Below are 26,018 nucleotides of genomic sequence, written 5' to 3' on the forward strand. Positions count from 1 at the left end.
CGTACACCTCCCTTTTATTAAAGTTCCTTAATGAAAAAGAGATTCAAATCATCGTCCACCCGGACCATCTCGCCCGGCACGACCGGCTGGTTCTTATACACGATGCCGTTGCCATCGGGAATGTAACCTCTGCGGCAGTAAATGCGCTGTGCCTTACCGTAGTCCTTGAATAAGCCCACACCGATGCCGATCCGTTTGCCCTTGCGGCTTACGATCGATTCAAACTCCTCCAGGATCCGGTTGCCGATTCCTTGGCGCTGGAAGACGGGGAATACGTTCAGATCGTTCACTTCCGGAATGCCTTGCTCTTGGAAAGGGGGGTAGTCCGATTCGTATTTCAGGTGACATACCCCGGCGACCTGGTCATCTGCATAGGCGATGATCGTTTCACGGACACCCGCTGCGTTTTCAGCGAGACATTTGTCGTAGTACTCATCGGGGCGGAAGATGTCATGTTCGGTAAAAGCCTGCTTCCACTGCTGCTTTAATTCCTCTGAAGTGAGCAAAGTCAGCGTGATTTTCATTTACAGCACCTCCATATCGATTGTATTTTTGTTCCCACGTTTCGCGGCTCTCTTTTAAAAGTTAATGTTCACTTACTTTAGCATTGATGATTAAAGAGATTCGCGATTATAATATGTATAAATATACCACGGCTTGATAGTAGAGAGGGGAACTGCCATGCGATCCGCTGAAGTCCATAATTACGACTTTGCCTTTAGGCAGGCCGCGATCGGCATGGCCCTTATCGCGCCTGACGGAGCCTTCCTAAAGGTCAACCCCGCTTTATGCACCCTCCTCGGTTATACACCTGACCATTTCACTGTGCCGGATCTTCTTCCCGCAATTCAGGAACTGTCCCGCGACATCGTTAAGTGCGGGGAGTGGCTGCAGTCCATGAAACGGGATCAGCACCGGATCGACCAGCATTACTATCATCCTTCAGGACAACGGTTGTCCCTTGATATCCGCATCTCCTTGATTCGAAATGAGGCCGGGAAACCTGAGATTTACTTCACCCAATTCGAGAACAGGACCCAGATGATGCAAATGGAAACTAGGCTGCATTATACCGAAACCCATCTGCACGAGCGGGAGGATTCCTTCATGCAGCTGCTGGATGGCCTCCCCCTGTCCGTGCTGATTACGAACCACGGCCAGATTCAGTATGCCAATCCTGCCGGACTCAGGCTCATTCATGCAGACAGCCTGGAAGCCGTAATCGGCATGTCAACGGACGATTTGGTCGACGCCGCCGACCACGAAATTCTGGCCGAGCGCAAGCAGCGGCACTACAACAACAGGCCCATCGGCTCCGTACGCTATCGCATCCGCTGTTTCAATGGACAGCTGAGGCATGTGGAAGGATTTTCACTGAAGATTACCTATCAAAAAAAGCGGTGCGTCATCGGGATCTTTAAAGATATCTCCGACCAGAAGCTTGAGGAAGACCGGCTCATGCAGTCCGAGAAGCTATCGACAGCAGGGCAGCTTGCCGCAGGCATCGCTCACGAAATCCGCAATCCGCTGACCGCCATTTTCGGCTTTTTGAAGCTCCTCCGCACTTCCAGCCAAAACAACGACCAGTACTTTGCGATCATGGAATCCGAGCTGAAGCGGATCGAATTTATCGTCAATGAGCTGCTGGTGCTGTCCAAACCCCAAGTTTCGCATGCGAGCAAGCCAATGGACATTTTGCCGCTGCTGGACCAGGTGATTACACTGATGAACGGCCAGGCTGCATTAAAAAATATCGAGATCGTTTCCGCCTTCTCCGAACCTTCCATCTGGATTGCCGGCGAGGCCAACCAGTTGAAACAGGTCTTCATCAACCTGCTCAAAAATGCGATGGAAGCCATGCCTCAAGGCGGCATCATCCGGATCCACGCTCTCTCCCGGAACAACGAGGCCTTCATCAGCGTTCAGGACGAAGGCTGCGGCATGACGGCGGAGCAGATCCAGGCGCTGGGCAAGCCCTTTTTCACGACCAAGGAATCAGGCACCGGTCTTGGGTTTATGATCACACACAACATCATCCATAATCATGGCGGGAACATATCGGTCCAGAGCGTGCCCCAGGAGGGCACCACGTTTACCGTGACGCTCCCTGTTATTTCCGAGCCGGAGGCAGCCTCATCATAACAAGCCTAATCCGGTGATCAGCCGATAATTTTAAGTTTCACATCCTGGGACCAAAAAAAGGACGGTACTCCCGCGTTATGCTCCTATGTATTGGAGGAATACAGCAGAATGCCGTCCCTCCGGCTCCAGCCTGATTTGGCCCAAAAATAATTGCCGATCTCATTCTCCTCGATCACCATGATATGGCACTTGGCGATGCCCTCTTCCCGGAGCTTATCCAGCCCGGCTTTCGCCAGTTTTTGCCCGATGGCTCGGCCCCTGCAGGCCGGATCGACCGCAACGTGGTAGATATACCCCCTTCGGCCGTCATGGCCGCACAGAATGGTGCCGATCACCCGATCACCATCGGTGGCGACAAAGCTCATGCCCGGGTTCCGAACCAGGTACCGGTGAATCGATTCTTTCGAATCGGCGTCGCTGAGCGCCATCCCTTCCGTTTTGCCCCACAGCTCCATGCATTGTTCGTAATCCTCAATCAACAGCTCTCGCAGTGTTTCCATGATGTTAGTTTCCTCCAGTCATTGATAAGAACAAACGTATATCGATGTATATCAATGAAGCCAGACCGCATTTAGCGGGGCTTTTTCTTGCGATATATCGAAGCTCGATTCCCCGAAGCTTATTCTTTTCCTATATCTTAAGAACAACGTATATCGATGTATATTCAATGAAGCCAGCCGCGCCAAGACTATGTCCCGGCCTCCGCCCGCTATACCGACTCCGGACCGAGAATCTGTCTAAAGTGGTGCCGCATATGCTCCAGGTAATCGTTCACCAGCCAATCCAGCGTCGCTTCACCGCCGCCGGGAAGAATGCAGGTTTTGCCGTAATCCTCCGCGGTCAAACGCTCGAGAACATGGACAATTTGCCTGTTCAGCATAACCCACAGCGTAATGATATCCGTCTGGTTGTATTGCTCCTGATACCCGTGCAGGTCCACCCACCGGTCCTGATCGTATCCCTCAAGGGATACCGGATGCGCCGACTGTTTTATTTTGACAAAACGAAGATGGTTGTTCGCTGCCGAATCGCATAAGTGACCCACGATCTCCTGCTTTGACCACTTGGCGGGTCCTTGCTTGTGTCTGAACACCTCTTCGGGCACTGCTTTCAGTTCGCTCTCAAAATATCCGACTAAACGGTTCAAGGTTTGACTATAACTATGATTCATCCTACTTCTCCTCTCCATTTGCTGCACTGTATTCGATCAGCCAGCAGTCGCGGTACTCTCCTTCATGCCATTCGCGTTTTTCCAGCAGTTTGATCTTGCGGAAGCCGCATTTTTCGTATACGCGCAGAGCCCTGGCGTTCCAGGTTTGCGGGTCCATGACAATTTTATCGGCTTGAAGCGTGTTGGTCAGATAAGAAACCATGCCTTGAATCAGCCTTGTGCCGATTCCCCGGTTCCAGCAGTCGGGCTCCCCAATAAACTGATCCATGCCGAAAATTCGCCCGTCCCCTTCGCCATAGCCATATACCTCGCGTTCCTCCGGATCGACCGGATAATATTGAATATATCCGATATCGCGGTCGTCCAGTTGAATGATGCAGGCTTCGATTTGATCATCTCGGTAAAAGTGCTCCTGCACCATGGCCATATCATGCGGACGGTCCCGGCCTTCATAATATTCGAGGACGCGTGGATCGCTGAGCCAACGGACCAAATGGTCCGCATCGCCCGCCTCCAGTTTCCTTACGCTGACCCCCTGCTTGCTCCAAAGAACCAAAATTGCGCCTCCTCCCTCATAACTCAAGCACGAAGCGTTTGAGCCTTTTTATATGAGAAGCTTAACGTTTTTGACCACGTAGTGGTACCCTGACATGACGGTCATCATCACGGCGATCACCATCAAGAAGGAATCGACGCGAAGGCTAGTCAGCCATTGAAAAGGATAGTTATTCAGCAGCACGGCCGTAATGGCGACGACCTGGGACACCATTTTCCACTTGCCGTACCGATCTGCCGCCAGAGCGATTCCCTGGGCCGACGCCGCCATTCGCAAAGCTGTAATTATGAATTCACGGCCAATCATCACGAAGGCCATCCAGGCCGGAATCATCCCGGCTTCGACCATCATTATCAGCGCTACCGAAACAAGCAGCTTATCGGCAAGCGGGTCCAATAGCTTCCCGAGATTGGTAACCAGGTGGTATTTGCGGGCAATATACCCGTCCAGCTTGTCCGTAGCGGAAGCAAGAACAAATACGCCCACCGCCATATAGGTCCCGTACTGGTTCAGAAATTGAATGAACGCGTTGGAATCCGCCAGCCGTACGGGGTACTCTGCAAAAAAAACGATAAACACGGGGATCAGCATGATTCTGGCCAGCGTCAGCTTGTTCGCCGGGTTCATGCATCCTTCCTCTCAAAAAACGTGATCCGGTTACCGAAAGGATCGATCACGCTCACCTCCATATCCTCAAGCCCAGGGCGCGCATGCTTGTACTTCTTCGCTATCAGTTTGGCATGGAGGCTCTGGATGTCTTCGACTTCAACACGGATCGCCGAGCCGGGGGTGCAGTCGCCGTGATGCCCGCTCAAATGGATCTCACAGTCCCCGCTGGACACCTGCATGTATAAGGGAAGATCGTCTTCATAGCGATGCTCCCAGTCCATCCGGAATTCCAGGAAATCCACGTAAAACTCCTTGGCTTTGTCCTCATCGAAAATCCGAAAGATCGGTGTGATCTTCTTCATCACTTATCCTCCTCTAAAAGTTCATCCAGACTTATGCTCGGTCCGGCTATCGTACAGGCAATGCGGCGGCAAGCTGCATAGGCGCCGACAGTTGAGCATACCGGCTCTCCACATAGGGATTGAACCAGACCGCATGGATGACCTTCATCCCTGCCTGGTGCGCCCCATCCAGCTCTCCGGAGCCTCCGTCACCTACAAACACGCAATCCTCCGGGAGTATTTGCAGCCGTCGGCATGCGAGTTCATAGATAGCAGGGTCGGGCTTACAGCATTGTACCTCGTATGAAAAAATAACGTCGTCAAAATACCCGGCCAGCGGGGAATCTTCCCAGCCCCGGACTTCCTCCTCCGAACAGTTGCTGATCAGTCCCAGCTTCCAGCCATGGGTACGGAGGTTTGCGAGCATTTCCAAAATGTCAGGGCGAACGGCTTCAAAAGGAATCCGCTTCTCCTGGATCCTTGCCTGGTAGAGCGACTGAACGGACTGTTCGTCCGCATCCAGGCCCCTGCTCCGGCAAATATCCCGGATGACATCCGGAAAACTTGCCAGCTCCCCGCGCATCCGCCGCTCCACCCGGCTTCTCCATTCCAGCTTGAACTCTTCCTGGCTCAGACCAAGCAGACCCGGGTAATCGTAGCGGCCCCCGATATCCGCCGGCCATCCGCATATTCGGTGATTAAGGTCTCGAACAAATCGAACAAAACGGCTTTCGTGCCCAAGCGGCATCCTCCTTATCGGTATTCGGGATTCCGGTTATATCATAGCCCGGCCCGCTTCCCCCATATACGGTTGGAATGACCGTCTCCACCACATGCCCTTCCACGGCTTGCACCTCGTAGGCTTTGGCCTCAGGACGAGAGCTTACCGCCCGGTGAAAAACACCATCTACATAATGCAGTGCCGCTCCGTCATCTGCGGCTATTCCCCCACCGATTTGTCCGCTTTGGATCAGCCGGTGATAACTGGGCCTTCGGTCCGCTTCCCCGTCATAATGGGGACAGTGGCTTCCTGAAAGCAGGCCGAGGCCCTCCAGCCGGGTCAGGTCGCCAGGGATGGAATCCGTCACGCCTTCCTCAAACCAGCAAATGGAACCGGCGCTTAGCCCGGATAGAATCACCCCATTTTCCCAGGCCGTCTTTAAATATCGATCCACACTACGTTCCTTCCATACCGCAAGCATCGATTTCGTATTGCCGCCCCCGACATAAATGATATCTTTGTCAAGAATAAAATCCTCCAAATCGAAGGTTGGGGGGGAGACCAGGGAAAGATGAGAGGGAGTGCATTCCAGACGCTGAAATGCATCATAAAATCGATCGATATACCCTTGTGCGTCACTGCTCGCCGTTGGTACAAAGCAAACTTTGGGGCGGCCGGTACCTGCCTGCTGAAGAATGTACAGATCCAGCAAGGGGTTATCCGGTTCCATTGAGAATCCTCCGCCACCCATATCGATAATTTGTTTGATGCTATGCCCTCCTTTCCGTAACGTGTCATCAATTCCAAGTAAAACTGCCCCAAGCGACGTTAATTTACCTATTCGACGGGAAAACGCCATCCCCTTTCTTCGCCGGGTACTTGCTAAAAATGGATCGATATGGTAGCCTGTTAGTAATTTAGGAAGAACGGAGGGTTACGTGTGGTAGATCAGTTTATCCGGGTTCGCACGTTTTGCAACTAACATATTGCAAAATTCTCTGCTTGTACGCGGAGGACTCAGGATTGGTCTGCCATTTTTTAAAGGTAACCCAGGTTTATAACGACTATGGCTGAAGCATCGTCTGTAGGAACACGCATGATCATGTCCAGCCTGCCTTTAAAAATTCATCTCACATGAACGCATTGCGGGATCGTACCCTTAAGGGATAGGAATGATAGTCTCTCCCTGCCCTAGGGCCTCTTCCGTCTTTCATGTAAGACCTCATATCCTGCGGCCGAGGAACGGTTGTTCCTTGGACCGGGCGGTCCTTTCGCGAAACGCTGACACAGGCAGACAGCCTGTGTTTTTTTGTGCTTATTTTTAGATTAACGATGATTCCGGCAAGGAGGGTTACGTGTGGTAGATCAGTTTATCCGGGTTCGCATGGTGTACAGCTGCTAAGAAAAAAAGCCGTTGGCTTTGCTGTGTACAGAGAAACTCAGGATAGGTCTGCCCTTTTGCCAGGTAACCTCCTTTTTGCTCAGGACAAAATGTCGCTTGGTCGATGCATAATGTGCCGCCACCTGCCGCTTCAATGCCGGGCTTATATGCCGATGAACTGCTCTTTCATGCAGTGCGTCCGTCCCGCACGGTTGCCCTTCATTCGGTGAAATCGTCCGGATTCCGCGGCGTTATCCTGAGTCTCTCCACTTCACAGCACAGCCGATGGGCAAGAAACCATCGCTGGATAACGGAGGGATTCATGGATGCATAAACATCGACAACGTCATATAAAGACGCACTTGAACATAGAGAAACCCGCAGCAAAAGGACAGCACCTGCTGCACCACGAGCCGGTCATTCACGACATGATCGGAATGGCCGGTGTCACAAACGCCGACACGGTGCTCGATCTGGGCGCCGGGCGGGGAGCCATCACGTTCCCGCTTGCGAAGAAGGCAGGCAGAGTGCTGGCCATTGAGAACGATGCCGCATTCGCCGCCTCCCTTCGGCAAAGGGCGGTTCCCGGCTCCAATGTGGCCGTTATTGAAAGGGACATTCGCGAGGTTTATCTTCCGAAGGAGCCGTTTCATGTTGTAGCCAACATTCCATTTTTTATGACGACATTCATTCTCGAGAAGCTGCTCGACCCGCCGGGTTCTGCGTTCCAGGGGGCGGTGCTGATCGTGCAGCACGGAGCAGCCAAGGGATTTACGGCAAGGCAGATTCGCAGCCCGCGTCTGCTCAAGTGGCGGATGTGGTTTGACTTCGAGCTGGTGAAGGTTGTGCCCCGGCGGCATTTCTCACCCCCACCTCAGGTGGACGCAGCCGTACTCCGTATTCGGAGACGGAAAACACCTTGGGTGCAGACGCGGCATCATCATGCGTTTGGCGGATTGGCCGTGTACGCACTGAACGATCCGGCACTGCCGGTGTGCGAGGCACTGGCGGGGATTTTTACACCGGTGCAAATCAGGCACCTGCTGCAGCACATCCGGATAGAACGGAATACGCCGGTATGCTTGCTGCGCGAGAGGGATTGGGCAGCCGTATTTGATACGATGCGGGAGAAGGTCCCCTCTTATCGCTGGCCGAAAACACCAACGAAGAAAAGGAGCGCCAGGTAGGCGTGAATTGAAATCTAAGGAGGAAACATAAATGACAGAACAACTCATTAAAGTAGATGGTATTGAACTGTGCACCGAAAGCTTTGGACGAAAGGAAGATCCGGCAATCCTGCTCATTATGGGCGCCACCGCCTCGATGATCTGGTGGGAGGATGAATTTTGCCAGCGCCTTGCTGACGCGGGGCGGTTTGTCATCCGTTACGACAACCGCGACGTCGGCCAATCGATGAACGATGAGCCCGGCAACCCGCAGTACGGCTTAGAGGATATGGCCGATGACGCTATCCGCGTTCTGGACGCCTACGGAATTAGCCGGGCCCATGTGGCAGGGATGTCGCTCGGCGGCCTGCTGACGCTGATGGCTACGGTCAAGTATCCCGAGCGGGTGCTGAGCAATACGCTGATCATGACCTCTTCGTTCCGTGACCCGAGTCTGCCGGAAATGGAAGAAAAGGTCGCTGCCTTTTTCGCTTCGGCCGATCAGGTCAATTGGGAGAACGAGCAGGCGATCCTGGACTTTAGCGTTCAAAAATGGAACCTGCTCCGCGGGTCAAAGCACGCTCCGGACGAGGCTAAAGTCCGCCGGCTGGCCGCACGGGAGCTGCATCGGACCCGCAATTGGGCGGCGAGCATGTTCAATCATGGCCTGCTGACCGGCGGAGAGGATCTGATTGCTGGGGTACCGGACATCCGGGTGCCGGCCCTCGTCATCCATGGCACCGAGGATCCGATCATCCCTTATGCCCACGGTGAGTCGTTGGCCCGGGAGATCCCGGGCGCCCGGCTGCTGACCCTGGAAGGGACCGGCCATGAGCTGCATGAGGACGATTGGGATGCCATTCTGGATGCGATTATCCGGCATACCGATGGCGTCCAGAAGAGCGAATCGAGATCAGTTAAGTAATTAGCAAAACAGCGGGCAGGGATGAGTCCCTGCCCGCTGTCTGTATGTAACCCTACGGTTGATGAATCCGATGCTTCAAGTCAGCGCTGCCGTCAATCACTGACATGATGTCTGTCTTCAGCTCAACCGGATATACCGACAAGCCCTGTAATTCCTCAATTGTAAACCATTTGAAGATCAGTCTGCCGCCATCCTCAATGCCTGGGAACTCGCCCTCCCGATCCAGAATTTCATGGCCCTCGGGAAAAGAAAACGTGTAATAAAATCCGGTTTCATGGTATTTCATTCGATCATATTCGAAAAAATCCTCATTGACATACAACAGCTTGTCTATCTGTATATCGATGCCCAGCTCTTCCCGGATCTCCCGGATGAGAGCCTGGTCCGTCGATTCCTGAAACTCTACCCGCCCGCCGGGCAGATTCCAGAAATCGTCTTGCAGCGTCGTGTGCAGCAATATCCGATCGCGGTGAACAGCGATTCCCGCAACCCGAAAATTAAATTTGTTCTGCCCTTCTGTAAAGGTAATCACCGAATCACCCAGCTTCCATTCCGCAGCAGCGGCTCGATCGTGCCGTCCTCATGCTCCGCATCGATGCTCAGTTCCGCCGAACCGACCATAAAATCTTCATGCTGCATGCTGACGTTGGCTCCGCGGGCAAGCAGCTCCTCATCGCTGAGTCCCGCCCCGCCCTGCAAATTCGTCGGATACGCACTCCCGAGCGCAAAATGGCAGGACGCATTTTCGTCGATGCCCACATTATAGAAAACCCGGTTCAGACGGGAGATCGGCGAATCATGCGGTACGATCGCGATCTCCCCCAAATATCGCGTTCCCTCATCGGCATCCAAAAACTGCTTCAACGCCTCATATCCGGTCTCCGCCGTAAAATCCACCACACGTCCCTCACGAAACGTCAGAGTGAAGCGGTCCACCAGCTGCCCGTTCAGCACAAACGGCCGGGTGCTCGATACCGTTCCGTTTGTCCCGGCGCGGTGCGGCATCGTATACACTTCCTCGGTCGGCATATTCGCCACGAACGGAATCCCGCTCTGATTAACCTGGCCGCCGCCAAGCCAGATATGGCCCGGAGCGAGTTCGACCGTCAGATCCGTGCCGGGTGCCTTGTAATGCAGCCTGCGGTACTGCTTCGCGTTCAGCTTATCGGTGACGGCTCGTAAATGCTGCGTATGCCTCCGCCAGGCAGCCACCGGATCCTCTTCATCGATATGGTTCATGTGGAAAATCGATTCCCATAATGCGTTCACCCGCTCTTCCTGCGGGCGGTCGGCAAACACTTGATCCGCCCACGCCTGGCTCGGCACGTTGACGATGCACCAGCTGATCCGATTAGTGCGCACGTATCCGAGATAGTTCCGGCGAGCGGCGGCGGCGGCTTTCCGGGAAGCCGATATTTTCGCCGGATCCACGCCCTCATACAAATTCGGATTCTCCCCGTCCAGCAGGAGAACCGCTCCCCCGGACTCCGCAATGCTCTCCATCATGTGCGCCGTCCAAGGGGGATAGAACGCAAACGATTCCGGCCCCGCCAGGTCATAGCGCATGCGCTCTACCGTTTCATCACGCCAGTTCAACTGTACATACTTGGCCCCTGCCTGGTAGGCTTTAGCCGTAACCAGCCGCGCAAAATCAGCCGACTCTATAGGCGATTCCACATAGAGCACTTGATCCGGCTGCACATTCACGCCCACTCGGACGAGCAGTTCAGCATATTTTTCCATTTGCTTCTGAAACTCCGTCAATAACATCCCCTGCCTTATCTATTTATATATTGTATGATCTTCATAACGAGCCGATTAGCCGGGTGACCAGAGGAAACGCATAAATGATCCCGATGCAGGCTAGCAAAATCCAGCTGAGAATCCGCGGATACTTGGCACGGTATAGCCTCACGGTACCAAATATACCCGCCACGAGCAATGCCAAACCGGCGATGACCGGCAGATGATACCCGGTTGAGCCCCCTGTCCACGGATTCAGGCCAAGGCTTGAGAATATCATGTCCCCCACGGATACATCCTGATGATTTTGCACCAAAAGGAGCAGCGCGGCCAGAATCATCAGGAAATAGGGTATGCCCTTTTTCACGCGTAATCACCTCCCTCGGAATCTGCTCCGCTTCACTAATTCCTTTCCAGCATCCAATCCAAATGTTTCTTACTATGGCTCCATATCCAATGGGTCCCCGTATGGATCTGGGGCAGCAGCCCATTCAGGGTTCGGTGCGCGAGCACGAAGTCCTCCTCCGTAATAGCCGAACTGCGAAGCGCTTCGCTCAACTCGTCTTCATCTTTGATCACATCGCTGCCGTCAGGAAAGACGACCAAGTCCAGATACAAGTCATCCCAGTAAGGAATGCCCTCCCCGCTCAGGCCGTTCCGTTTCGTCATATCTACGTACCACTGGATGATCTCTCGCTCCGCATTAAACATGGTGGTGACCGCGTAGTGCTCCCCTTCCGGAAAGTGCTGCATCCAAACGTATCCCTGATCAGCCAGGCACAAGTCCCGGTTCTGCATCTGTACCACAAGAGGCTCGCTGATTTGATGAATCGAGATGAGTGTCACATGCCCGTTAAATTCTTCGGATCGGAGCGGCCTGCAGGCAAAGTCTCTTTCCAGCACCCGCCGCCAATCCTGCCGGTCGGCAAATTTTCGCTTCACTTGCTCCCCTCCCGAGCTCTCCGCTTCTGCATGACTCTGGCCGCCCACGCAAAGCATGCGACAGCGACGATACCAATTCCAGTGTATAACCACCAAATCGTTCGCATCTCCGGCCCTCCGGAATAAGCACCCTGCTGAATCGCCAAAATGTACGTATCTTCGCCCGTTCGAACTGCGATAGCCTCTTGGCGGCTCCGCCCCTCAATGGCGTAGTAACCCGTTCCTTTGGGATACATGTTGGAGAAATTCCCCCGATACGTTCCTTCCCGGTCCGAATACTTCGTGACTTTGCCGATTTTTTGGCCGACGTCCTCGGGCTGAACGGCTTGTGTTGTGACCTGGTAGATATGGCCGGAGTAAACGACAAATGGATAGGCCCAGCTTGCCGAGGCAATAGATAGCGGTAAAAGTAGGATGAAACCAAGGAATAGAGGCAGCACTCTTTTCAAATGACATTCCTCCTCCGAAAAAATAGCCATCAGCAAAAACGCTAGTCCGTGACTTTTTACACGACAACCGTCAGCTTATGCCTGAACCCATGTTCCCCGGGTATAGCCCAGCTTCAGACCTGCCCGCTCCATGTTGCGGTGGCTGGTCGAGGCATAGGCCGCCTGGCCGACCACGATCCGGCAGCCGCTTTGATGCGCTTCGGTGATCCTTTTTTCCAATAGCGCCTGCTGAACCCCCTGGTTGCGGTATTCCGCAAGTGTAGTGGCAAACGTCAGCGAAGCCTTGTCATCCTGGATATACATCACGCCTACACCGGCCGGCTTGCCGTTGACCCACGCAACAAAGAACTTCCATCCATCCCTGTCATAAAGAACGATGTTGTTGTCGGCGATGTGATGTTTGCCGGATATCGGCAGACCGGTGCCCAGACAGTGAATTTCGGCATACAAGTCCATTTCGTCCGCGGTGAGTTCCCGGATCGTAATAGGCTCTCTTCCTGTCTCACAAGAGCGCGGTTCGCCGTATAAAGTCGCATGATACCCGGTCTGGTAATAGCCCTGATCAAAGAGAGCCTTCATCAGCTTGGGATGAGTTTTGGAAGGAACCACCTCAAATTGGCATCGGCCCTGCCGCTTCCGATAAAATTCCAGAATTTCATCCAGGCGCTCAGCCTCTTGCTCTCCAATCCCCTTCACCGTATTAAACTGCGGCCATGGCATCGCTTGACTATAGAACGCGGCAGCACCGCCAAAAGTTTGAATGTCGATCCCCATCGGATTGCCAGGCCGCTCCTGAATCGCCTTCATCCGGTCGATCATGTAATCGATCTCGGATTGCTCCATTATATCGGCCAGTTCTTTGCTTATGTACATATTATGACGTCCTTTCGGGCTTGATCGTCGTTGATTGATCCCTATTTATTCTCGCGGCAAAAGCGGCGATCTGGGCGGCATGATGGCGATGGTGCCAGATGAACCTTTGCAGGGCCGTGTCCAGTGTGATCGTTCCGAGCACCTCGGTTCGCATCGTTCTGCGAAAGTCCATCGGAGTCAGGTTTAGCAGCAGCCTATAAAAGCGTTGATGCAAAAGCTCCACCAGCGACACTGAATGCTCGATGGTCAGATCCATATAATCCGGCAGCTCGGCCCACAGGTCTTCCCGGTATGAGCTTGCCAGAGGCTCCTGCTCGGTCAGGGCTCTTTTAAAACGAATATACGCATTCATATCATTATCCGCCAAATGATGAACGATCTGCCGGACCGTCCAGCCTTCAGGGCGGTAAGGAACATCGAGCTGCTCCTGCTGAAAATGGTTTAGAACGCTTTGCAGCTTGCCGCTCAATTCCGGAATTTGCCCGATCCAATCTTCGCGCTGCTGAGAGGAGGGGACGATCACGGGCTCAAAAGAACCTATCGGAAAACGCAAAGCATCAAGCGCGCTCATCGTTCTTTTCCCCTTTTGTCACCTTCGCTGCCTCATGACTCTTGTGCATGACGACCTGCCGGGTCGGTTTGTAGCCGGTCTGCTGATAAAAATCCACCAGGCCGCTCTCGCAAAATAAGCTGACCACGTGGATATTTTTCAGTTCTGCGGTGATCCGGTCGACGATCTCCCGTCCCAAGCCCCGGTTTCTGTAATCCGCATGCACGCCCATATCCTCGATATAGGCACGGAACAAGCCGTCCGAAACCGCTCTCACAAACCCGACCAGCCTGTCCTCGTCCCAGGCGCCGACAGCAATGGATGAGCCGAGCATGGATTCGATATCGGCCAACGTTCTTTCCGGCCACCAGCCCAGGTGATCATACAGCTGTTTCACTTGAGCGGCGGGGATATTTTTCTCCTGATACGTCCTTACAGTGATTGGCCTCATAATTTCAGCTCCTTAATATGGAAATCTTCTTTTGCATTAAATCCTCAAAAACAGGCTGCTGAACGGAACTGATCGGCAGCTGTTCGATTTCATCCATGGACTTGAATTCAAGCTGAAGCGACTCCTGCTGAATGTCCTGAAAAAGAAGTGCCCTTCCGTTATCGGAAAGGCTTCCCTGCAAGCTTGCCTCCGCCTTGAAGATGAACATGACAAACACAACCTCGTTCCCGTCAGGGTAGGTGTACTGCATTCTCGGCCCGCTATAGATTCCCATCAGTTCATGTTTCAGGACGACCAGTCCGGTCTCTTCCATCACTTCCCGCCGCATCGTCTCTTCAATCGTTTCTCCGGGCTCCATCGCACCTCCGGGCAATCCCCAATCCCCATAATCGGACCTGCGCTGCATGAGGATGCGGCCGGCTTGATCCTGAATAACAGCGCCGCCTGTCACGATAATGCGCATAGCTGCTTCCTCCCTCCTGATGCAAAATCAACTTTTTGCCCACGCCCGCGCTTTTTCCAATAGCTCGGCAATCGTTCCAGACTTTTCTTCCGAGTATTTCAGCAGCGTGTTGATGCCGCTGGCCAGCGTGTTCCGTTTGGCCTGTGCATAGGCAATCGCTTGTTCCGGATGGGTACGCAAATAATCCCTGAACAGCAGGTTATCCCGCCAAATGGCGGAGTCCCACTCGGTTATTTGCAGATTGATCTTCTGCCCGGCACGTTTACGGTAATGAATTCGCCCCGGCACTCCCGCCACACCCATGCCCTCATACTGCATGGAAACCAATTGCCGGTCTGTCTGCTCGTCAATGTGAAGCTCCTTGAGGCCGATCAGGATATCGATAATCGGTTTGGCCGTCATTCCCTCGATAGACGTGCTACCGATATGGGCAAACTCCACCGCTTGTTCCACAAACACAGGCTCCAGCTTCCTTTTCTCTTGCTCGTAGATGTCCTTCCATTCAGCTTGATAAGGGGACAGCTCGATGATTTCATCAATAACCATCAGTTCCCTCCGATCCGATCTTCCAATCACGTTTTCATCCCAAATCTGTGCCTCAATGTATCGCTCTGGCCCCCGGTCCCCGTGCTTGTTCCATTCCTGCGGGAGCCCGTACCTGGTGATGACTTCCCGAATTTCATCCTTCGTGTACACCTGCTTGCGGTAGGGCCTGCCATCTTCGTAGCGCATTGTCGGAAACAGATCGCCGTACGTAAAACTGATCGAACGATCATCGAATTCGTCCCGATCGATTTGAACCACATTTGGTTCCGTATACCAGGAACACAGCCAATTGCACGGTCCGAGGGTCATATAATGCGGATACAGATTTGCGGGCTGGCCGCCTTTGGCTATAAACGCCTCTCTGGCCCGGCTCTCCAGTATAAGCCTCGTTTCCATATAATCGACTGCTCTCTGACTGGCAAACGTCTTCCCTTCCTTCACGATCTGCCCCAAAATTTCACGGGCTTCTTCCAGAGGCAGACTCGACAGATTTCGAAAAGGCCCCTGTGCTGCCTCATAGTAGTGATACAACACCAGCGTCATAGCCATCGCCCCTTTCGACAGCTTGGTTACACTTAGCCCCACTCAAAAAATAAAGCATCAGAACATACCGATGATGTCTGACGCTTTACGTTTTATTCCATTTTAGTCAAAAGGAACATCCTTCTCAACGAAAACCGTTGTTTCATCGTTCCTCTACATGGCCCTTGGGGCACGTTTACTATGCCCCTTTTGCGAATCCCCTACATTCAGTACCGTTCCAAAACTTATATCTCATCCTTCGAACTCTGTTCCCCCAAATTCTCGTCGAATGATTTTGACATTCTCCTCATGACTCGCGATGGTCGACTCAGACACAAATCCGTGCTCCTGCTGCAGCCGTTCCAGCGCTTCCCGGTCATCCGCAAGCACCGCCTGTTTCAACCGCTCGATATGATCAAGCGCCATGCTCACTCTCCGCTCCATCTCTGGAAGATCAGCCGTGTATTGACCGTGACCAGGAATCAGGCACTCCACCGCATGCTCCTTCAGAATCCGGCCGGCCATATGCAAGGTCTGCTCATAAGATCGTGCACTATCTTCAATAAAAGGCAGTTCGAAATCGGATAAATAGTCTCCGGCCACAAATACACCAAGCGGGTCGATAACAGTAAACAGACCGTCCGCCGTGTGTCCCGGCGCTAAATAGAAAGTCAACGTATCACTGCCGATCGGCACCTGCTGGCCATCCCTGGTAATCACGATATCCAGCTCAGGGAACTCCACCGGGTAGTCCCTGGTAACATAGTAAGTCGCGTCAAAATCGCGAATTAGGCGCAGCTTATGCTCTTTCTTCGGATGGCGCTTCAGGCCCTCGCTTCCGATTGTGACCGCCCCTGGAAAAGCACGGTAACCGATAATATGGTCGAAGTCTCCGTGGGTAAACAGCAGATAGCATGGCCGATCCCCACGAACCTTGCCAACGTATTCCTTGATCTCCTCGATCTCGCCGGGAAGCCAATTCGGATCCACGATCAGAATGCCCTCGTTCAACTGAATGACAGTAGAAGTGGTCTGAAACAAGGCGCTTTGAAACACGGTGATCCGGTCATTGGAAAATTGAATCATAACCCAGCCACTCCTCGTTGATTTTCTTCGCATAACGATACACATTAAAATCGCTGTACTCCACATAAAATCCATCACGGATCAAATGGTAGTCTTCCGGATTTATAGTATATAACGCGTTCCACCGCCTTACCCGATCAGCTTATCCACCGTTTCGCGGTCCAGCTTCTTGATCACCGCTGTCAGCAGGTCGGCTGCCTGGCTGAAATCGGATTTGGACATCACGGAATTATGGCTGTGAATGTATCGCGTGGCAAATCCCACGGACAGCGTCGGGCAGCCGATGCCGCTCGTATGAATCCGGCCGCCGTCTGTCGTGCCGCCGGTGATGGCGTCAAACTGCACGGAAATGCCCAGCTCCTCCGCCGTGTCGATTACAAGGTCCCGCAGGGCGGTATTCGGAATCATCGAAGCGTCAAAAATGAGCACCAGCGGTCCGCCGCCCATATTGCATTTCATCGGGTTCGACTCGCTGCCCGGTGTGTCATGCGCGATACCGACGTCCAGCGCAAAGGCCACGTCCGGCTGGATGAGGTTGGCGGCCGTTCCCGCACCGCGGAGACCTACTTCCTCCTGCACCGTCGCTCCCGCATAAATGACGTTCGGATGCTGTTCATTCTGCAGACGGGACAGGATTTCGACCGCCAGCGAGCAGCCGGAGCGGTTGTCGAGCGCTTTACCCGCCCACAGCTCGCCATCTCGCATCGTAAAGAAATCGCTTACCGGTACGACCCAGTCGCCCGGACGAACCCCCATGTCCTTGGCGTCCGCTTCATCTTTGGCCCCGATATCGATATACAAATCCTTCAGCTTCATGACCTTGGTCCGCTCCTCGGCCTCCAGCACATGAGGCGGCTTGGAGCCGATGATGCCGATGTATTCACCTTTGCGCGTCTTTACTTTCACCCGGTGGGACAGAACGTTATGCGCCCACCAGCCGCCCAGCTGGTTAAAACGCAGAAATCCCTTCGGCGTAATCTGGGTGACCATAAAACCGATCTCGTCCAGATGGCCGGCAAGCATGACTTTAGGTCCTCCGGCAAGGCCGGTTTTCACCCCAAACACGCTGCCGAGCCGGTCCATAACCAGCTCCTCGCTGAGCGGTTCAAGATAGCTTTTCATTTGGGCGCGGACGGCGCCTTCATGTCCGGGCACCCCGTCGCACTCGGTCAATACCTTCATTCGCTGCGTCATTTCATCCATCATGGTTATTCAACCTCCAAATCTGCGTTTTAAAAAGGATAGATCTCGGACGAACTTATCCATATTTCTTCGTATATTGCTTCGCCCTCACCAGTCAATTACCTCCCTTGGCGTGGGAAATTGCTTTTTGGGCATTCCCTTTGCACTCTCCGGCTCGAGCCTACGCGTCTACGATGATTGTTCATACACTTCCACGCTTACTGGATGACACCCGTTTTTCTTTTCAAAACAAGAGAGGTACAATATTTCTAGACTTATCTTCGCAAAGAAAGGACGCACTCCCTATGACCATTACACCCAGAACACGCGGTTTCATCTGCACGACGGCGCATCCGGAAGGCTGTGCCGAGCAGGTCCAGGAGCAGATCAATTACATACAGCAGCAGCCTAAATTGAACGGCCCGAAACGGGTCTTGGTTATCGGAGCCTCCACAGGGTACGGCCTGTCGGCCCGGATCACCGCCGCTTTTGGGGCGGGAGCCGCCACCATCGGCGTCTTCCGACCCAGCTCCGGCCGGGATAAACGGACCGCATCGGCGGGCTGGTACAATTCGGCGGCTTTTGAGCGGCGGGCCGCTGAAGCCGGTTTGACATCCGTCAGCATTACAGGCGATGCCTTTGCGGATGAGACGAAGGACCGCGTCATGGACACGATTGCCAATGAGTTCGGCCAAGTGGACCTCGTCGTGTACAGCGTAGCTTCGTCCCGGCGTACCGACCCGGACAGCGGCAAGACGTACAACTCGGTCCTGAAGCCGATCGGAGCGCCCTTCACCGGCAAGGCCGTGAACTTTCATACCGGCGAAGTGACCGACGAAGTCACGACCGAACCGGCGGAAGGTGACGACATCGGCCAAACGATCGCCGTGATGGGTGGAGCCGATTGGCAGCGCTGGATCGACCGGCTTCGGCAGGCGAACCTCCTGGCCGACGGGGCGATGACCATCGCCTACTCCTATATCGGCTCGGAGCTTACCCGGGCCATTTACCGGGAAGGCACCATCGGTAAAGCCAAGGAGGATCTGGAGGCAACCGCGCAGCGGCTGACCCGTGAGCTGTCCGCTTTAGGCGGAAAAGCTTTCGTCGTTGTCAGCAAAGCCCTGGTCACCCAGTCCGCTGCTGCCGTTCCGGTCTTCCCTCTGTACATCGCCGCGCTCTATAAAGTGATGAAAGAAAAGGGCATCCACGAAAATACGATCCAGCAGTCGTACCGCCTGTTTGCCGACAAGCTGTACCACGAGGGCGGAACACCTGTAGACGAGGCGGGCCGAATCCGCATCGACGATTGGGAACTGCGTCCGGATGTCCAGCAGGAAGTGGCCCGGATCTGGGATCAGGTCACAACGAATAATGTATATGAGCTGACGGATCTGAAAGAGTACCGTCGCGAGTTTTTCCAGCTGTTCGGATTTGAAACGGACGGCATCGACTACACCAAGGACACGAATCCGGACGTATCCCTTTTAAACGCAAGGTAAGAAAAAAAGGCAGCCGGTGAGAACCGGCTGCCTTTGGATTTTTATACGCTATCCTTTTTTGTTGCTCTCCAGGTATGTTCCGCAAAGCTAGACACTACTTTAAATTGATGCCTCTCATACAGCCTTTTGGCACCCTGATTGGTTTTGGCGATGCGCAAATAGATTCTTGGGGTCTGCTTACCCATCATATGCCGGATGCAATGAGTAAGGATGGCACTGCCATATCCGCGGTTTTGCTGATCCGGTGCTACAACGATGTCCTGGATATATCCACCAGAAATAATATAAGCCCCAATCAGAGTTCCCTCTTTCCAAAACGAACGAAACTCATCATTTCGGACCTTATCCTCCAACCTCTTATGAAACAAACTTATATTCATGCGGTGTTCGTCCAGTGGCCAGCCGTTTTCTGCATTCAATGCGGCGTATGCCCTGTCAAATAAGTCGGCCAAAGGAGTCAACATACTCGCTTCATATGTATTTACGATGAGATCCGTATTGGATAGATCGGGTTCATGAGGCCTGTCATAGTACAAATGATAGCCCTCCATATCCGTTTGAAAGCCCAATTGACGGACAAAATGAATCGCCCGTACGTTCTCTCCGTATAAATTGAAACACAGCTCTTTGGTGCCAGTCTGCTGAAGGTAGGGAGTCATGGTATTTGCAATGAGATCAAGGAGGGCATCAGAATCCGTTTCCTGTATGAATGAACAATATGCAATAACACATTGATCATCCTCGGCGATACAAAAAACACCATGTTCCCGCTCTGTTGCTTTATGATAGATAACATCAAGCTTTTCATTCCGGACAGCCAGCTTCACATAATCCCTTGCTTGTGGCGAGATATAGGCAACCAACCCGAGAATGTCCGCTATGGTTTCGGTATTCACACGCCCCCACCCTTTTTTACCAAATAATCTAAAGTTATCAGGATATCTGCCCTGCCCCAATTGTGGCCTCTGATCTTCCCGAAGGTATGTCCTATAATTTCTTCATTCATCACTCATCGTCTTACGAATCAGCTCGTCGATCCAGCGGATCTCCCCTACAACCCGCGATATCGTTTGCTGAAGAACCTCATTCAGGAACATGTCATGAGCCACGCTTCCTTCCTGGCGCTGCTGAATGCCAGCCAAGAGGGATTCGAGATCCTTTTTGCGCATATCCAGAATCCTCAGCCGATTATCACGGGAAATACGGTCAAACAGGGATACCCGGATCATGAACTCAATTTCATGCTTGGCGTCCTTTTCGGTAAAAGCGTTGATCAGCTCGGCGATTTTTGCCCTGCCCACATCGGTAATTTCGTACACGTACTGGCTGGGCCGGCCTTCCTGCTCATTACGTTTTCGGATAATGGCCCCTTCCGACGTAAATCGGCGCAGCGCCGGGTACAGCAGGTTATGATTCACATCCATCAAATAGCCGAGGTCTTTTTGGATCTCTTTTTTGATTTCGTACCCGTGTTTGGGGGATTTTTCAATCTGGATTAAAATGAGTAAGTCGATATACATAGATCCTGCCCTCTCGTCTGATTTGACTGCTGTCCGGGTTTATGTATTTAATAGCATACCAATTCGGATATCGTTCTTCAACGAATTCCGACAAACTCCGCATTTCCTACTGCACCCAAAGTCATGGGGCGTTGGGCAGTGGCTCCCCTTCGGCCAATATGTTAAATTAACATATGATATTTTAAGCATGAAGTCACCTACTATTCTTCAACACGGGAGGGAATGGAATGCAAGAAATCATTGCTTTAGCGGATATCACCCAGTTCCGATCACGATCCGAAGAATTCAATCCGTACGATTGGTACCGGGACAAGCTGCAGAACGAGCCGATCAGTTACAATGAAACCACAAATACCTGGAACGTATTCCGCTACGACGATGTCAAACGGGTGCTCAGCGACTATGAGTATTTCTCCAGCGTGAGAACGCGGACGACGATCAGCGTCGGCGCCGACAATGACGAAGGCCGGGGAAACGACAAAATCAACACGATCAATGCCGATCCGCCGGAGCACCGGAAACGCCGTTCCCTGCTGTCCGCCGCTTTTACGCCGCGAAGCCTGAAGCTGTGGGAGCCGCGGATTCACGAAGTCGTCCGTCAACTGCTAGATGAGATGGGAGATGCTCCGGTCATCGACGTGGTCAAGGATTTTACCGGCGCATTGCCCGTCATTGTGATGGCGGATCTGCTCGGGGTGCCCTCCAAAGACCGCCTGCTGTTCAAAGAGTGGGTAGACACCTTGTTTCTTCCGTATAACAAAGACAAGGCAGCCGAAATCGGCGAATTGAAGCGCAAGGCTGCCACAGAGTACTATACTTACCTTTTTCCTTATATTGTTCAGAAAAGATCCCAGCTCGGCGATGACATTATTTCCGATCTGATCCAGGCTGATGTGGAAGGAGAACGGTTCACGGATGACGAGATCGTCCGCACCACGATGTTCCTGCTCGGCGCTGGCGTAGAAACGACAAGCCATCTGCTCGCCAACTCGTTCTATTCGTTCCTGTACGATAACGACCAGGTTTACGGTGAGGTCCGGGCCAACCGGGAGCTGGTGCCAAACACCGTGGAGGAAATGCTGCGTTACCGCTTCAATATTTCCAAAATGGACCGTACCGTCAAGCAGGATAACAACGTGCTCGGCGTCGATTTAAAAAAAGGCGATGTCGTCGTCGCCTGGATGAGCGCCGCCAACATGGATGAACAGGTGTTTGAGGACCCCTTCACCCTGAACATCCACCGTCCGAACGCCAAAAGGCATCTGACCTTCGGGAATGGACCGCATTTCTGCATGGGTGCACCGCTGGCACGCCTCGAGGCGAATATCGGGCTGGAGCTGTTCATGGATTACTTTGAGATGATCGAGCCGGTTCCCGGCTTCCAGCTGGAAGAGAATTTAACGCCTTCCGCCGCCGGCCAAGGGCTGGTAAGCCTGCCTGTGCGGGTCAAGCGGGCCTAAGATTGATATGTGAAAAGCCGCTTCCGGTAATCGGGGGCGGCTTTGTTATCTTCTATTCCGGATCCTCCTCCAGCAAAATGTCCAGCATCTGCCCCGGGCTCTCCATCATTTTCCGGGTGATCACATAATGGTCCGTATCCTCCAGCTTCACCGGGCGCATGCCTTGATCGTCGAGCAGCCAAATTTCCGCATGGGGGTACGACATCAAGATCGGGGAATGCGTGGCGATAATGAATTGCGACCGCTTTTTCACTAACTGGTGGATCCGCGACAGCATGGACAGCTGCTTCAAGGGAGAGAGTGCGGCCTCCGGCTCGTCCATCAGGTACAGGCCCCTTCCCCCAAACCGATTCATAAACGTCGCAAAGAAGCTCTCCCCATGGGACTGCTCATGCAGCGACTTGCCTCCATAGGAGTCCCGGATCGGAGGACCATAGCTCATCTCCGCATCCAACTGGTCGATATTCGTCGCCACATTATAATAGCTTTCCGCCCGAAAGAAAAAGCCGTCCTTCGGCCGGACGACGCCGCGCACGAGCCGCATGTACCGGTGCAGCTCCGAGTGGGAGGACATCGTTTCAAAGGAAAAATTAATGGTGCCTCCTTCGGGATTAAATCCCCAGGCGACCGCCATCCCTTCCAGCAGGGTGGACTTGCCCGATCCGTTTTCGCCGACGATAAACGTCACCGGCTGCTGAAACGACAAGCTGTGAAAGTCATGGACAGCCGGCAGGCTGAAGGGATACGCACGAAAGGACGGCACTTCCTCTCTCCTCAGCATCACGCTCCGCAAATATAATGAACGTGCATCCAGCATGAATCGATCTGCTCCTTTCCATCAGAACATCATACGTTTAAATCCTTCCTCGACATAGAGGCCCGCCCCGTCCTCCTTATTGCAGGCGGTACCACGCCGGCGGCCCCCCGTTTTGAAAGTCATGCGTGTTGATCGTCCGCTCGATCTTTTTCAGCGTTTCCTGAACTCTATCATGTTGGATGCCCCCGATCAAGGTCGCGTGCTGGTTCAGCGCCACAAACAGGTTGTATTTCGGCCAAAAGTCATCCGGAATGCCATCTTGGAAATATCCGTGAACCTGGCCCTTGGCAAAATACGGGCTGACTTGGCAGGTATACTTCGGCAGTTTGAAAAATTCCTCCCACGGGTCTCCCCAGTCAAACCGGCCAAAGTCGATCACACCGGCAAGGCATCCATGTTGAAAGATCAAGTTGGAGGGGTGAAAATCGTCATGCTGGAAGGTTACCGGACTCTTTTCAAGCAAGCCCAGGTTGTCGTCTATGTATTTCTCCAAATCGTTCTGCCGATAAAAGCGAAGGCCCAATTCCCGAACCTTCTCCCTTTTCTGCCTGTATTTTTCTGCACGCCGCGCCGCCCAGTGTATAGGGACCTCAGGAGTGACCTGATGGATCTTTCTTAACTCTTTTCCGGCCGCCGTCCCCTGCTGAAGTTGAGCTTCCGGCGCTAATCCGGGCAAAACTTCATCCCCGCTAACGCCAGGGATGTAGGACAGCAGCAAATAGCAGAGGTCAAGATGCCCAACCAGCTCCGCCACCAGCGGCTTGGAGCAGCGGACCTGATTCGCTTCGTGCTTTCGGAGCAGTTCGAACTCCATCCGCTGTCTGAAATACATGCTTCCTTCATGTATCCGAAGCAGGTACACCGGGGTATCCGCCTGATACAACACAAATTTCCGCGCGTCCGAAAATCCCTTCTCAAGCGGCTCAGCCCGGTCATACCCAACTTGCTCCCTGATTTCGGCAAGTAACTTCCGAATCCGCTCCTCGATCAGTTCCATCCCTCTCCCCCTCTGTCCATCCGTTATCACGTTGTTCTCCTCTTCTCCACACCCATCCACCATATAGAGATCCCAACGCTATAGCCGTATAATGGTATCACAAATATACAGGAAATGGGTGCAAAGGAAATGGCATTGCCTGACGTTCACCACAATTTTAGGCAGTTCTTTGACGGATTGCAGATGCATGGTTCATCAGGGCGCCGGTACGAACGCATGAGCCTTCATTCATGGATGGGAGAAGGAACGGTGCAGCGACTGGCTCCCCGGCAGGATCTAGGGGTGGCGGCAGTCGATTTTCGTTTGAACGATGACTATACTGTAGCCCTGCACACCCAGGTGCCGATGGTCGAGCTGAGCTGCTGTGTTCAAGGCTACCGGAGGGTTGAGGTGTCCGGCAGGGAGTTCGAGATGAAGCCGGGCAGCTGGAGCCTCCAGTTTGCCAACCCGGCGGAAGCCCGCATGCCTTTTTCCAAAAATCAGCCGTTTCAAATGATGAGCATCGCCATTCCCGTCACCGCCTTCCATCATTTCATGGAAAATGGCGAGGGCACCCGGGCCGTGGATTTTCATCAGATTATCGGAACGCTGCCATATCGGGTGTTCCAGGAAGCCTATGATCCTGCTTCGGCCTACCTCCTGCAGCAGATGATGGAAGCCTCTGCCCGGCCGGATTCCCTGAGCTTAGAAATGGAGTGCCGAATTTTGGAGCTGCTGTCCCACGCGTTCCGTTCGATGCTTTTGGGCAAGGACCAGAGGCCCTCCGGCCTGTCCAGAACGGATCTGTCCAAGCTGGAACGGGCGAGGGAAATCATACTGGATCGAATGAGCCACCCGCCATCCTTATCGGAGCTCTCCCGCCTCATCGGCCTGAACGAATTCAAGCTGAAGACCGGCTTTAAGGACCTGTACGGCAGCACCGTATTCGGCTATTTGAGGGAGGCACGGCTGGAAACGGCATACCACCTGCTTCAAGAGCCTGATGCCAGCGTCATCGACGTATCCTTGTCGGTCGGTTATTCCAATCCCAGTTATTTTGCCGAGGCGTTCCGCGGGAAGTACGGCATGAACCCGGGTACGCTGATCAGGAAACCGTAACGCCTCACAAAAAAATCCCGCCAACCAGCACCTGGCTCCTTCTACTGGTAGTGCTTCATTCCCCGGTGACGATATGATGAGCGCATATCCGACAAGGGAGAGTGAAGATATGTCCGATTCGCCCCAATGGAAGCTGAATGACGAACTGGCGGCAACAACCCGGCACGGCCTGGAAGTGCTGCCCGCAGCCGTTACCGAAGCGTTCGAGCGCTCCGTCGAGGACTTACGCACATCCGGTGCCGCACGCGGCCTGATGGTTGGAGATAACGCACCCGATTTTACGTTAAGCAATCAGACAGGTGACCCCGTTACGTTATCTGAAGAACTTGCGCACGGTCCGGTCATTCTGACCTTTTACCGCGGAGAATGGTGCCCGTTCTGCAATTTGGAATTAAGGGCCTACCAGCGGCTTCTGGACCGCATTCATGAGGCTGGAGCCAGGCTGCTGGCCATTAGTCCCCAAACGCCGGATCACTCCTTGTCCATGCAGGAAAAAAACGGACTCGGTTATCATGTTCTAAGCGACCTGCATAACAAGGTGGCGGAGAAATACCGGTTGACCTTCCGGCTGGCGGAAGACCTGCAGCAGGTGTACCGGTCACTCGGTTTTCCCCTGGACCAATTCAACGGTGACGATTCGTGGGAGCTTCCCGTGCCCGCCACTTACGTCATCGATCCGCAGGGCGTAATCCGTTATGCGAGTGTAGATCCGGATTATCGGACCCGGGCTGAGCCGGAGGAAGTGGTGCAATTCGCGGAAAGCATCTAACGGAAGCTTATCCGGCGAGTTTAGAGACGCTCACGCCTT

Annotated in this window: 31 protein-coding genes; 7 read left to right on the forward strand and 24 right to left on the reverse strand. The window is 53.4% G+C overall.

The genetic code is table 11. The features are described from left to right. Positions 1 to 17: 17 nt before the first annotated feature. Positions 18 to 524 (reverse strand): GNAT family N-acetyltransferase, encoded by a 507-nt coding sequence (locus tag K2F33_RS00775; RefSeq protein WP_076173280.1) that lies wholly within the window; start codon positions 522 to 524, stop codon positions 18 to 20. 157 nt (positions 525 to 681) lie between these two features. Here K2F33_RS00775 and K2F33_RS00780 point away from each other — a divergent pair, with 157 nt between their 5' ends. Further along, complete coding sequence (locus K2F33_RS00780; protein ID WP_076173281.1) at positions 682 to 2,142, forward strand: PAS domain-containing sensor histidine kinase; 1,461 nt, start codon at positions 682 to 684, stop codon at positions 2,140 to 2,142. 83 nt (positions 2,143 to 2,225) lie between these two features. Here the strand turns inward: K2F33_RS00780 and K2F33_RS00785 are convergent, their stop codons facing one another. From K2F33_RS00785 to K2F33_RS00815, 7 genes are all read right to left on the reverse strand, one after another. Beyond that, complete coding sequence (locus K2F33_RS00785) at positions 2,226 to 2,642, reverse strand: GNAT family N-acetyltransferase (protein WP_076173282.1); 417 nt, start codon at positions 2,640 to 2,642, stop codon at positions 2,226 to 2,228. A 209-nt stretch (positions 2,643 to 2,851) separates the two neighbouring features. After that, the gene (locus tag K2F33_RS00790; RefSeq protein WP_076173283.1) at positions 2,852 to 3,313 is read right to left on the reverse strand and encodes a DinB family protein; all 462 of its coding nucleotides are present in this window, start codon (positions 3,311 to 3,313) and stop codon (positions 2,852 to 2,854) included. A 1-nt stretch (position 3,314) separates the two neighbouring features. After that, positions 3,315 to 3,869, reverse strand: a complete 555-nt coding sequence (locus tag K2F33_RS00795) for a GNAT family N-acetyltransferase (protein WP_076173284.1) — start codon at positions 3,867 to 3,869, stop codon at positions 3,315 to 3,317. Between the two features lie 48 nt (positions 3,870 to 3,917). Then, the gene (pgsA, locus tag K2F33_RS00800) at positions 3,918 to 4,496 is read right to left on the reverse strand and encodes a CDP-diacylglycerol--glycerol-3-phosphate 3-phosphatidyltransferase (protein WP_076173285.1); all 579 of its coding nucleotides are present in this window, start codon (positions 4,494 to 4,496) and stop codon (positions 3,918 to 3,920) included. Next, positions 4,493 to 4,840, reverse strand: a complete 348-nt coding sequence (locus K2F33_RS00805) for a glyoxalase superfamily protein (protein WP_076173286.1) — start codon at positions 4,838 to 4,840, stop codon at positions 4,493 to 4,495. The genes pgsA and K2F33_RS00805 overlap by 4 nt, the downstream gene beginning before the upstream one ends. Before the next feature lie 46 nt (positions 4,841 to 4,886). After that, a complete protein-coding gene (locus tag K2F33_RS00810) occupies positions 4,887 to 5,567 on the reverse strand; it encodes an HAD family hydrolase (protein WP_263880744.1) in 681 nt (226 codons plus the stop codon). Beyond that, positions 5,518 to 6,309, reverse strand: coding sequence for a Type 1 glutamine amidotransferase-like domain-containing protein (locus K2F33_RS00815; RefSeq protein WP_263882257.1), 792 nt, complete (start codon positions 6,307 to 6,309; stop codon positions 5,518 to 5,520). The genes K2F33_RS00810 and K2F33_RS00815 overlap by 50 nt, the downstream gene beginning before the upstream one ends. 938 nt (positions 6,310 to 7,247) lie before the next feature. Between K2F33_RS00815 and erm the strand changes: the two genes are divergently transcribed. Beyond that, complete coding sequence (gene erm, locus K2F33_RS00820; RefSeq protein WP_263880745.1) at positions 7,248 to 8,108, forward strand: 23S ribosomal RNA methyltransferase Erm; 861 nt, start codon at positions 7,248 to 7,250, stop codon at positions 8,106 to 8,108. A gap of 31 nt (positions 8,109 to 8,139) precedes the next feature. Beyond that, entirely contained in the window at positions 8,140 to 9,012 is an 873-nt protein-coding gene (locus tag K2F33_RS00825; RefSeq protein WP_263880746.1) for an alpha/beta fold hydrolase, read from the forward strand. A 52-nt stretch (positions 9,013 to 9,064) separates the two neighbouring features. Here the strand turns inward: K2F33_RS00825 and K2F33_RS00830 are convergent, their stop codons facing one another. The 12 genes from K2F33_RS00830 to K2F33_RS00885 all read right to left on the reverse strand — a co-directional run bounded on the left by K2F33_RS00830 (position 9,065) and on the right by K2F33_RS00885 (position 17,843). Next, positions 9,065 to 9,544 carry an NUDIX hydrolase gene (locus tag K2F33_RS00830; RefSeq protein ID WP_076173291.1) on the reverse strand — a complete coding sequence of 160 codons (480 nt, stop codon included), beginning with the start codon at positions 9,542 to 9,544 and terminating at the stop codon, positions 9,065 to 9,067. Then, positions 9,541 to 10,776, reverse strand: a complete 1,236-nt coding sequence (locus tag K2F33_RS00835) for an aminopeptidase (protein WP_089545670.1) — start codon at positions 10,774 to 10,776, stop codon at positions 9,541 to 9,543. The genes K2F33_RS00830 and K2F33_RS00835 overlap by 4 nt, the downstream gene beginning before the upstream one ends. A 40-nt stretch (positions 10,777 to 10,816) precedes the next feature. Then, positions 10,817 to 11,122 (reverse strand): hypothetical protein, encoded by a 306-nt coding sequence (locus K2F33_RS00840; RefSeq protein ID WP_263880747.1) that lies wholly within the window; start codon positions 11,120 to 11,122, stop codon positions 10,817 to 10,819. A 35-nt stretch (positions 11,123 to 11,157) separates the two neighbouring features. Continuing rightward, positions 11,158 to 11,697, reverse strand: coding sequence for a ribonuclease FAU-1 family protein (locus tag K2F33_RS00845; RefSeq protein WP_263880748.1), 540 nt, complete (start codon positions 11,695 to 11,697; stop codon positions 11,158 to 11,160). After that, on the reverse strand, positions 11,694 to 12,137 hold the full coding sequence (locus K2F33_RS00850) for a hypothetical protein (RefSeq protein ID WP_263882258.1): 444 nt from the start codon (positions 12,135 to 12,137) through the stop codon (positions 11,694 to 11,696). Before K2F33_RS00850 ends, K2F33_RS00845 begins: the two co-directional genes overlap by 4 nt. 84 nt (positions 12,138 to 12,221) lie before the next feature. Beyond that, positions 12,222 to 13,019: a GNAT family N-acetyltransferase gene (locus K2F33_RS00855; protein WP_263880749.1), complete on the reverse strand. Its 798-nt coding sequence runs from the start codon at positions 13,017 to 13,019 to the stop codon at positions 12,222 to 12,224. 1 nt (position 13,020) lies between these two features. Next, the gene (locus K2F33_RS00860) at positions 13,021 to 13,590 is read right to left on the reverse strand and encodes a YfiT family bacillithiol transferase (RefSeq protein WP_263880750.1); all 570 of its coding nucleotides are present in this window, start codon (positions 13,588 to 13,590) and stop codon (positions 13,021 to 13,023) included. After that, positions 13,577 to 14,020, reverse strand: coding sequence for a GNAT family N-acetyltransferase (locus K2F33_RS00865; RefSeq protein WP_212982648.1), 444 nt, complete (start codon positions 14,018 to 14,020; stop codon positions 13,577 to 13,579). The genes K2F33_RS00860 and K2F33_RS00865 overlap by 14 nt, the downstream gene beginning before the upstream one ends. Before the next feature lie 4 nt (positions 14,021 to 14,024). Next, the gene (locus tag K2F33_RS00870) at positions 14,025 to 14,483 is read right to left on the reverse strand and encodes an NUDIX domain-containing protein (protein ID WP_263880751.1); all 459 of its coding nucleotides are present in this window, start codon (positions 14,481 to 14,483) and stop codon (positions 14,025 to 14,027) included. Between the two features lie 27 nt (positions 14,484 to 14,510). Beyond that, positions 14,511 to 15,572 carry a GrpB family protein gene (locus K2F33_RS00875; RefSeq protein ID WP_263880752.1) on the reverse strand — a complete coding sequence of 354 codons (1,062 nt, stop codon included), beginning with the start codon at positions 15,570 to 15,572 and terminating at the stop codon, positions 14,511 to 14,513. A gap of 231 nt (positions 15,573 to 15,803) precedes the next feature. Beyond that, a complete protein-coding gene (locus tag K2F33_RS00880) occupies positions 15,804 to 16,637 on the reverse strand; it encodes an MBL fold metallo-hydrolase (protein ID WP_263880753.1) in 834 nt (277 codons plus the stop codon). 129 nt (positions 16,638 to 16,766) lie between these two features. After that, positions 16,767 to 17,843 (reverse strand): M42 family metallopeptidase, encoded by a 1,077-nt coding sequence (locus tag K2F33_RS00885; protein WP_412973959.1) that lies wholly within the window; start codon positions 17,841 to 17,843, stop codon positions 16,767 to 16,769. 281 nt (positions 17,844 to 18,124) lie between these two features. Between K2F33_RS00885 and fabV the strand changes: the two genes are divergently transcribed. After that, positions 18,125 to 19,318 (forward strand): enoyl-ACP reductase FabV, encoded by a 1,194-nt coding sequence (gene fabV, locus K2F33_RS00890; RefSeq protein ID WP_263880754.1) that lies wholly within the window; start codon positions 18,125 to 18,127, stop codon positions 19,316 to 19,318. Between the two features lie 41 nt (positions 19,319 to 19,359). Here the strand turns inward: fabV and K2F33_RS00895 are convergent, their stop codons facing one another. Together K2F33_RS00895 and K2F33_RS00900 are read right to left on the reverse strand one after the other, a co-directional pair. Continuing rightward, on the reverse strand, positions 19,360 to 20,214 hold the full coding sequence (locus K2F33_RS00895) for a GNAT family N-acetyltransferase (RefSeq protein WP_263880755.1): 855 nt from the start codon (positions 20,212 to 20,214) through the stop codon (positions 19,360 to 19,362). A 102-nt stretch (positions 20,215 to 20,316) separates the two neighbouring features. Beyond that, a complete protein-coding gene (locus tag K2F33_RS00900) occupies positions 20,317 to 20,838 on the reverse strand; it encodes a PadR family transcriptional regulator (protein ID WP_263880756.1) in 522 nt (173 codons plus the stop codon). A gap of 227 nt (positions 20,839 to 21,065) precedes the next feature. On the opposite strand from K2F33_RS00900, the gene K2F33_RS00905 reads away from it, so the two are divergent. Further along, positions 21,066 to 22,298, forward strand: coding sequence for a cytochrome P450 (locus K2F33_RS00905; protein WP_263880757.1), 1,233 nt, complete (start codon positions 21,066 to 21,068; stop codon positions 22,296 to 22,298). Between the two features lie 52 nt (positions 22,299 to 22,350). On the opposite strand, the gene K2F33_RS00910 is transcribed toward K2F33_RS00905, so the two are convergent. Continuing rightward, positions 22,351 to 23,115, reverse strand: a complete 765-nt coding sequence (locus K2F33_RS00910; protein ID WP_076173306.1) for an AAA family ATPase — start codon at positions 23,113 to 23,115, stop codon at positions 22,351 to 22,353. A gap of 76 nt (positions 23,116 to 23,191) precedes the next feature. Then, positions 23,192 to 24,112 carry an aminoglycoside phosphotransferase family protein gene (locus K2F33_RS00915; protein ID WP_263880758.1) on the reverse strand — a complete coding sequence of 307 codons (921 nt, stop codon included), beginning with the start codon at positions 24,110 to 24,112 and terminating at the stop codon, positions 23,192 to 23,194. A gap of 129 nt (positions 24,113 to 24,241) precedes the next feature. Between K2F33_RS00915 and K2F33_RS00920 the strand changes: the two genes are divergently transcribed. Together K2F33_RS00920 and K2F33_RS00925 are read left to right on the forward strand one after the other, a co-directional pair. Further along, positions 24,242 to 25,210, forward strand: a complete 969-nt coding sequence (locus tag K2F33_RS00920; protein WP_263880759.1) for a helix-turn-helix transcriptional regulator — start codon at positions 24,242 to 24,244, stop codon at positions 25,208 to 25,210. A gap of 109 nt (positions 25,211 to 25,319) precedes the next feature. Further along, the gene (locus K2F33_RS00925) at positions 25,320 to 25,979 is read left to right on the forward strand and encodes a peroxiredoxin-like family protein (protein ID WP_263880760.1); all 660 of its coding nucleotides are present in this window, start codon (positions 25,320 to 25,322) and stop codon (positions 25,977 to 25,979) included. The last annotated feature ends 39 nt before the right edge of the window (positions 25,980 to 26,018 follow it).

It is taken from the genome of Paenibacillus sp. PSB04 (assembly GCF_025809195.1).
GTDB lineage: Bacteria > Bacillota > Bacilli > Paenibacillales > Paenibacillaceae > Paenibacillus_AQ > Paenibacillus_AQ favisporus.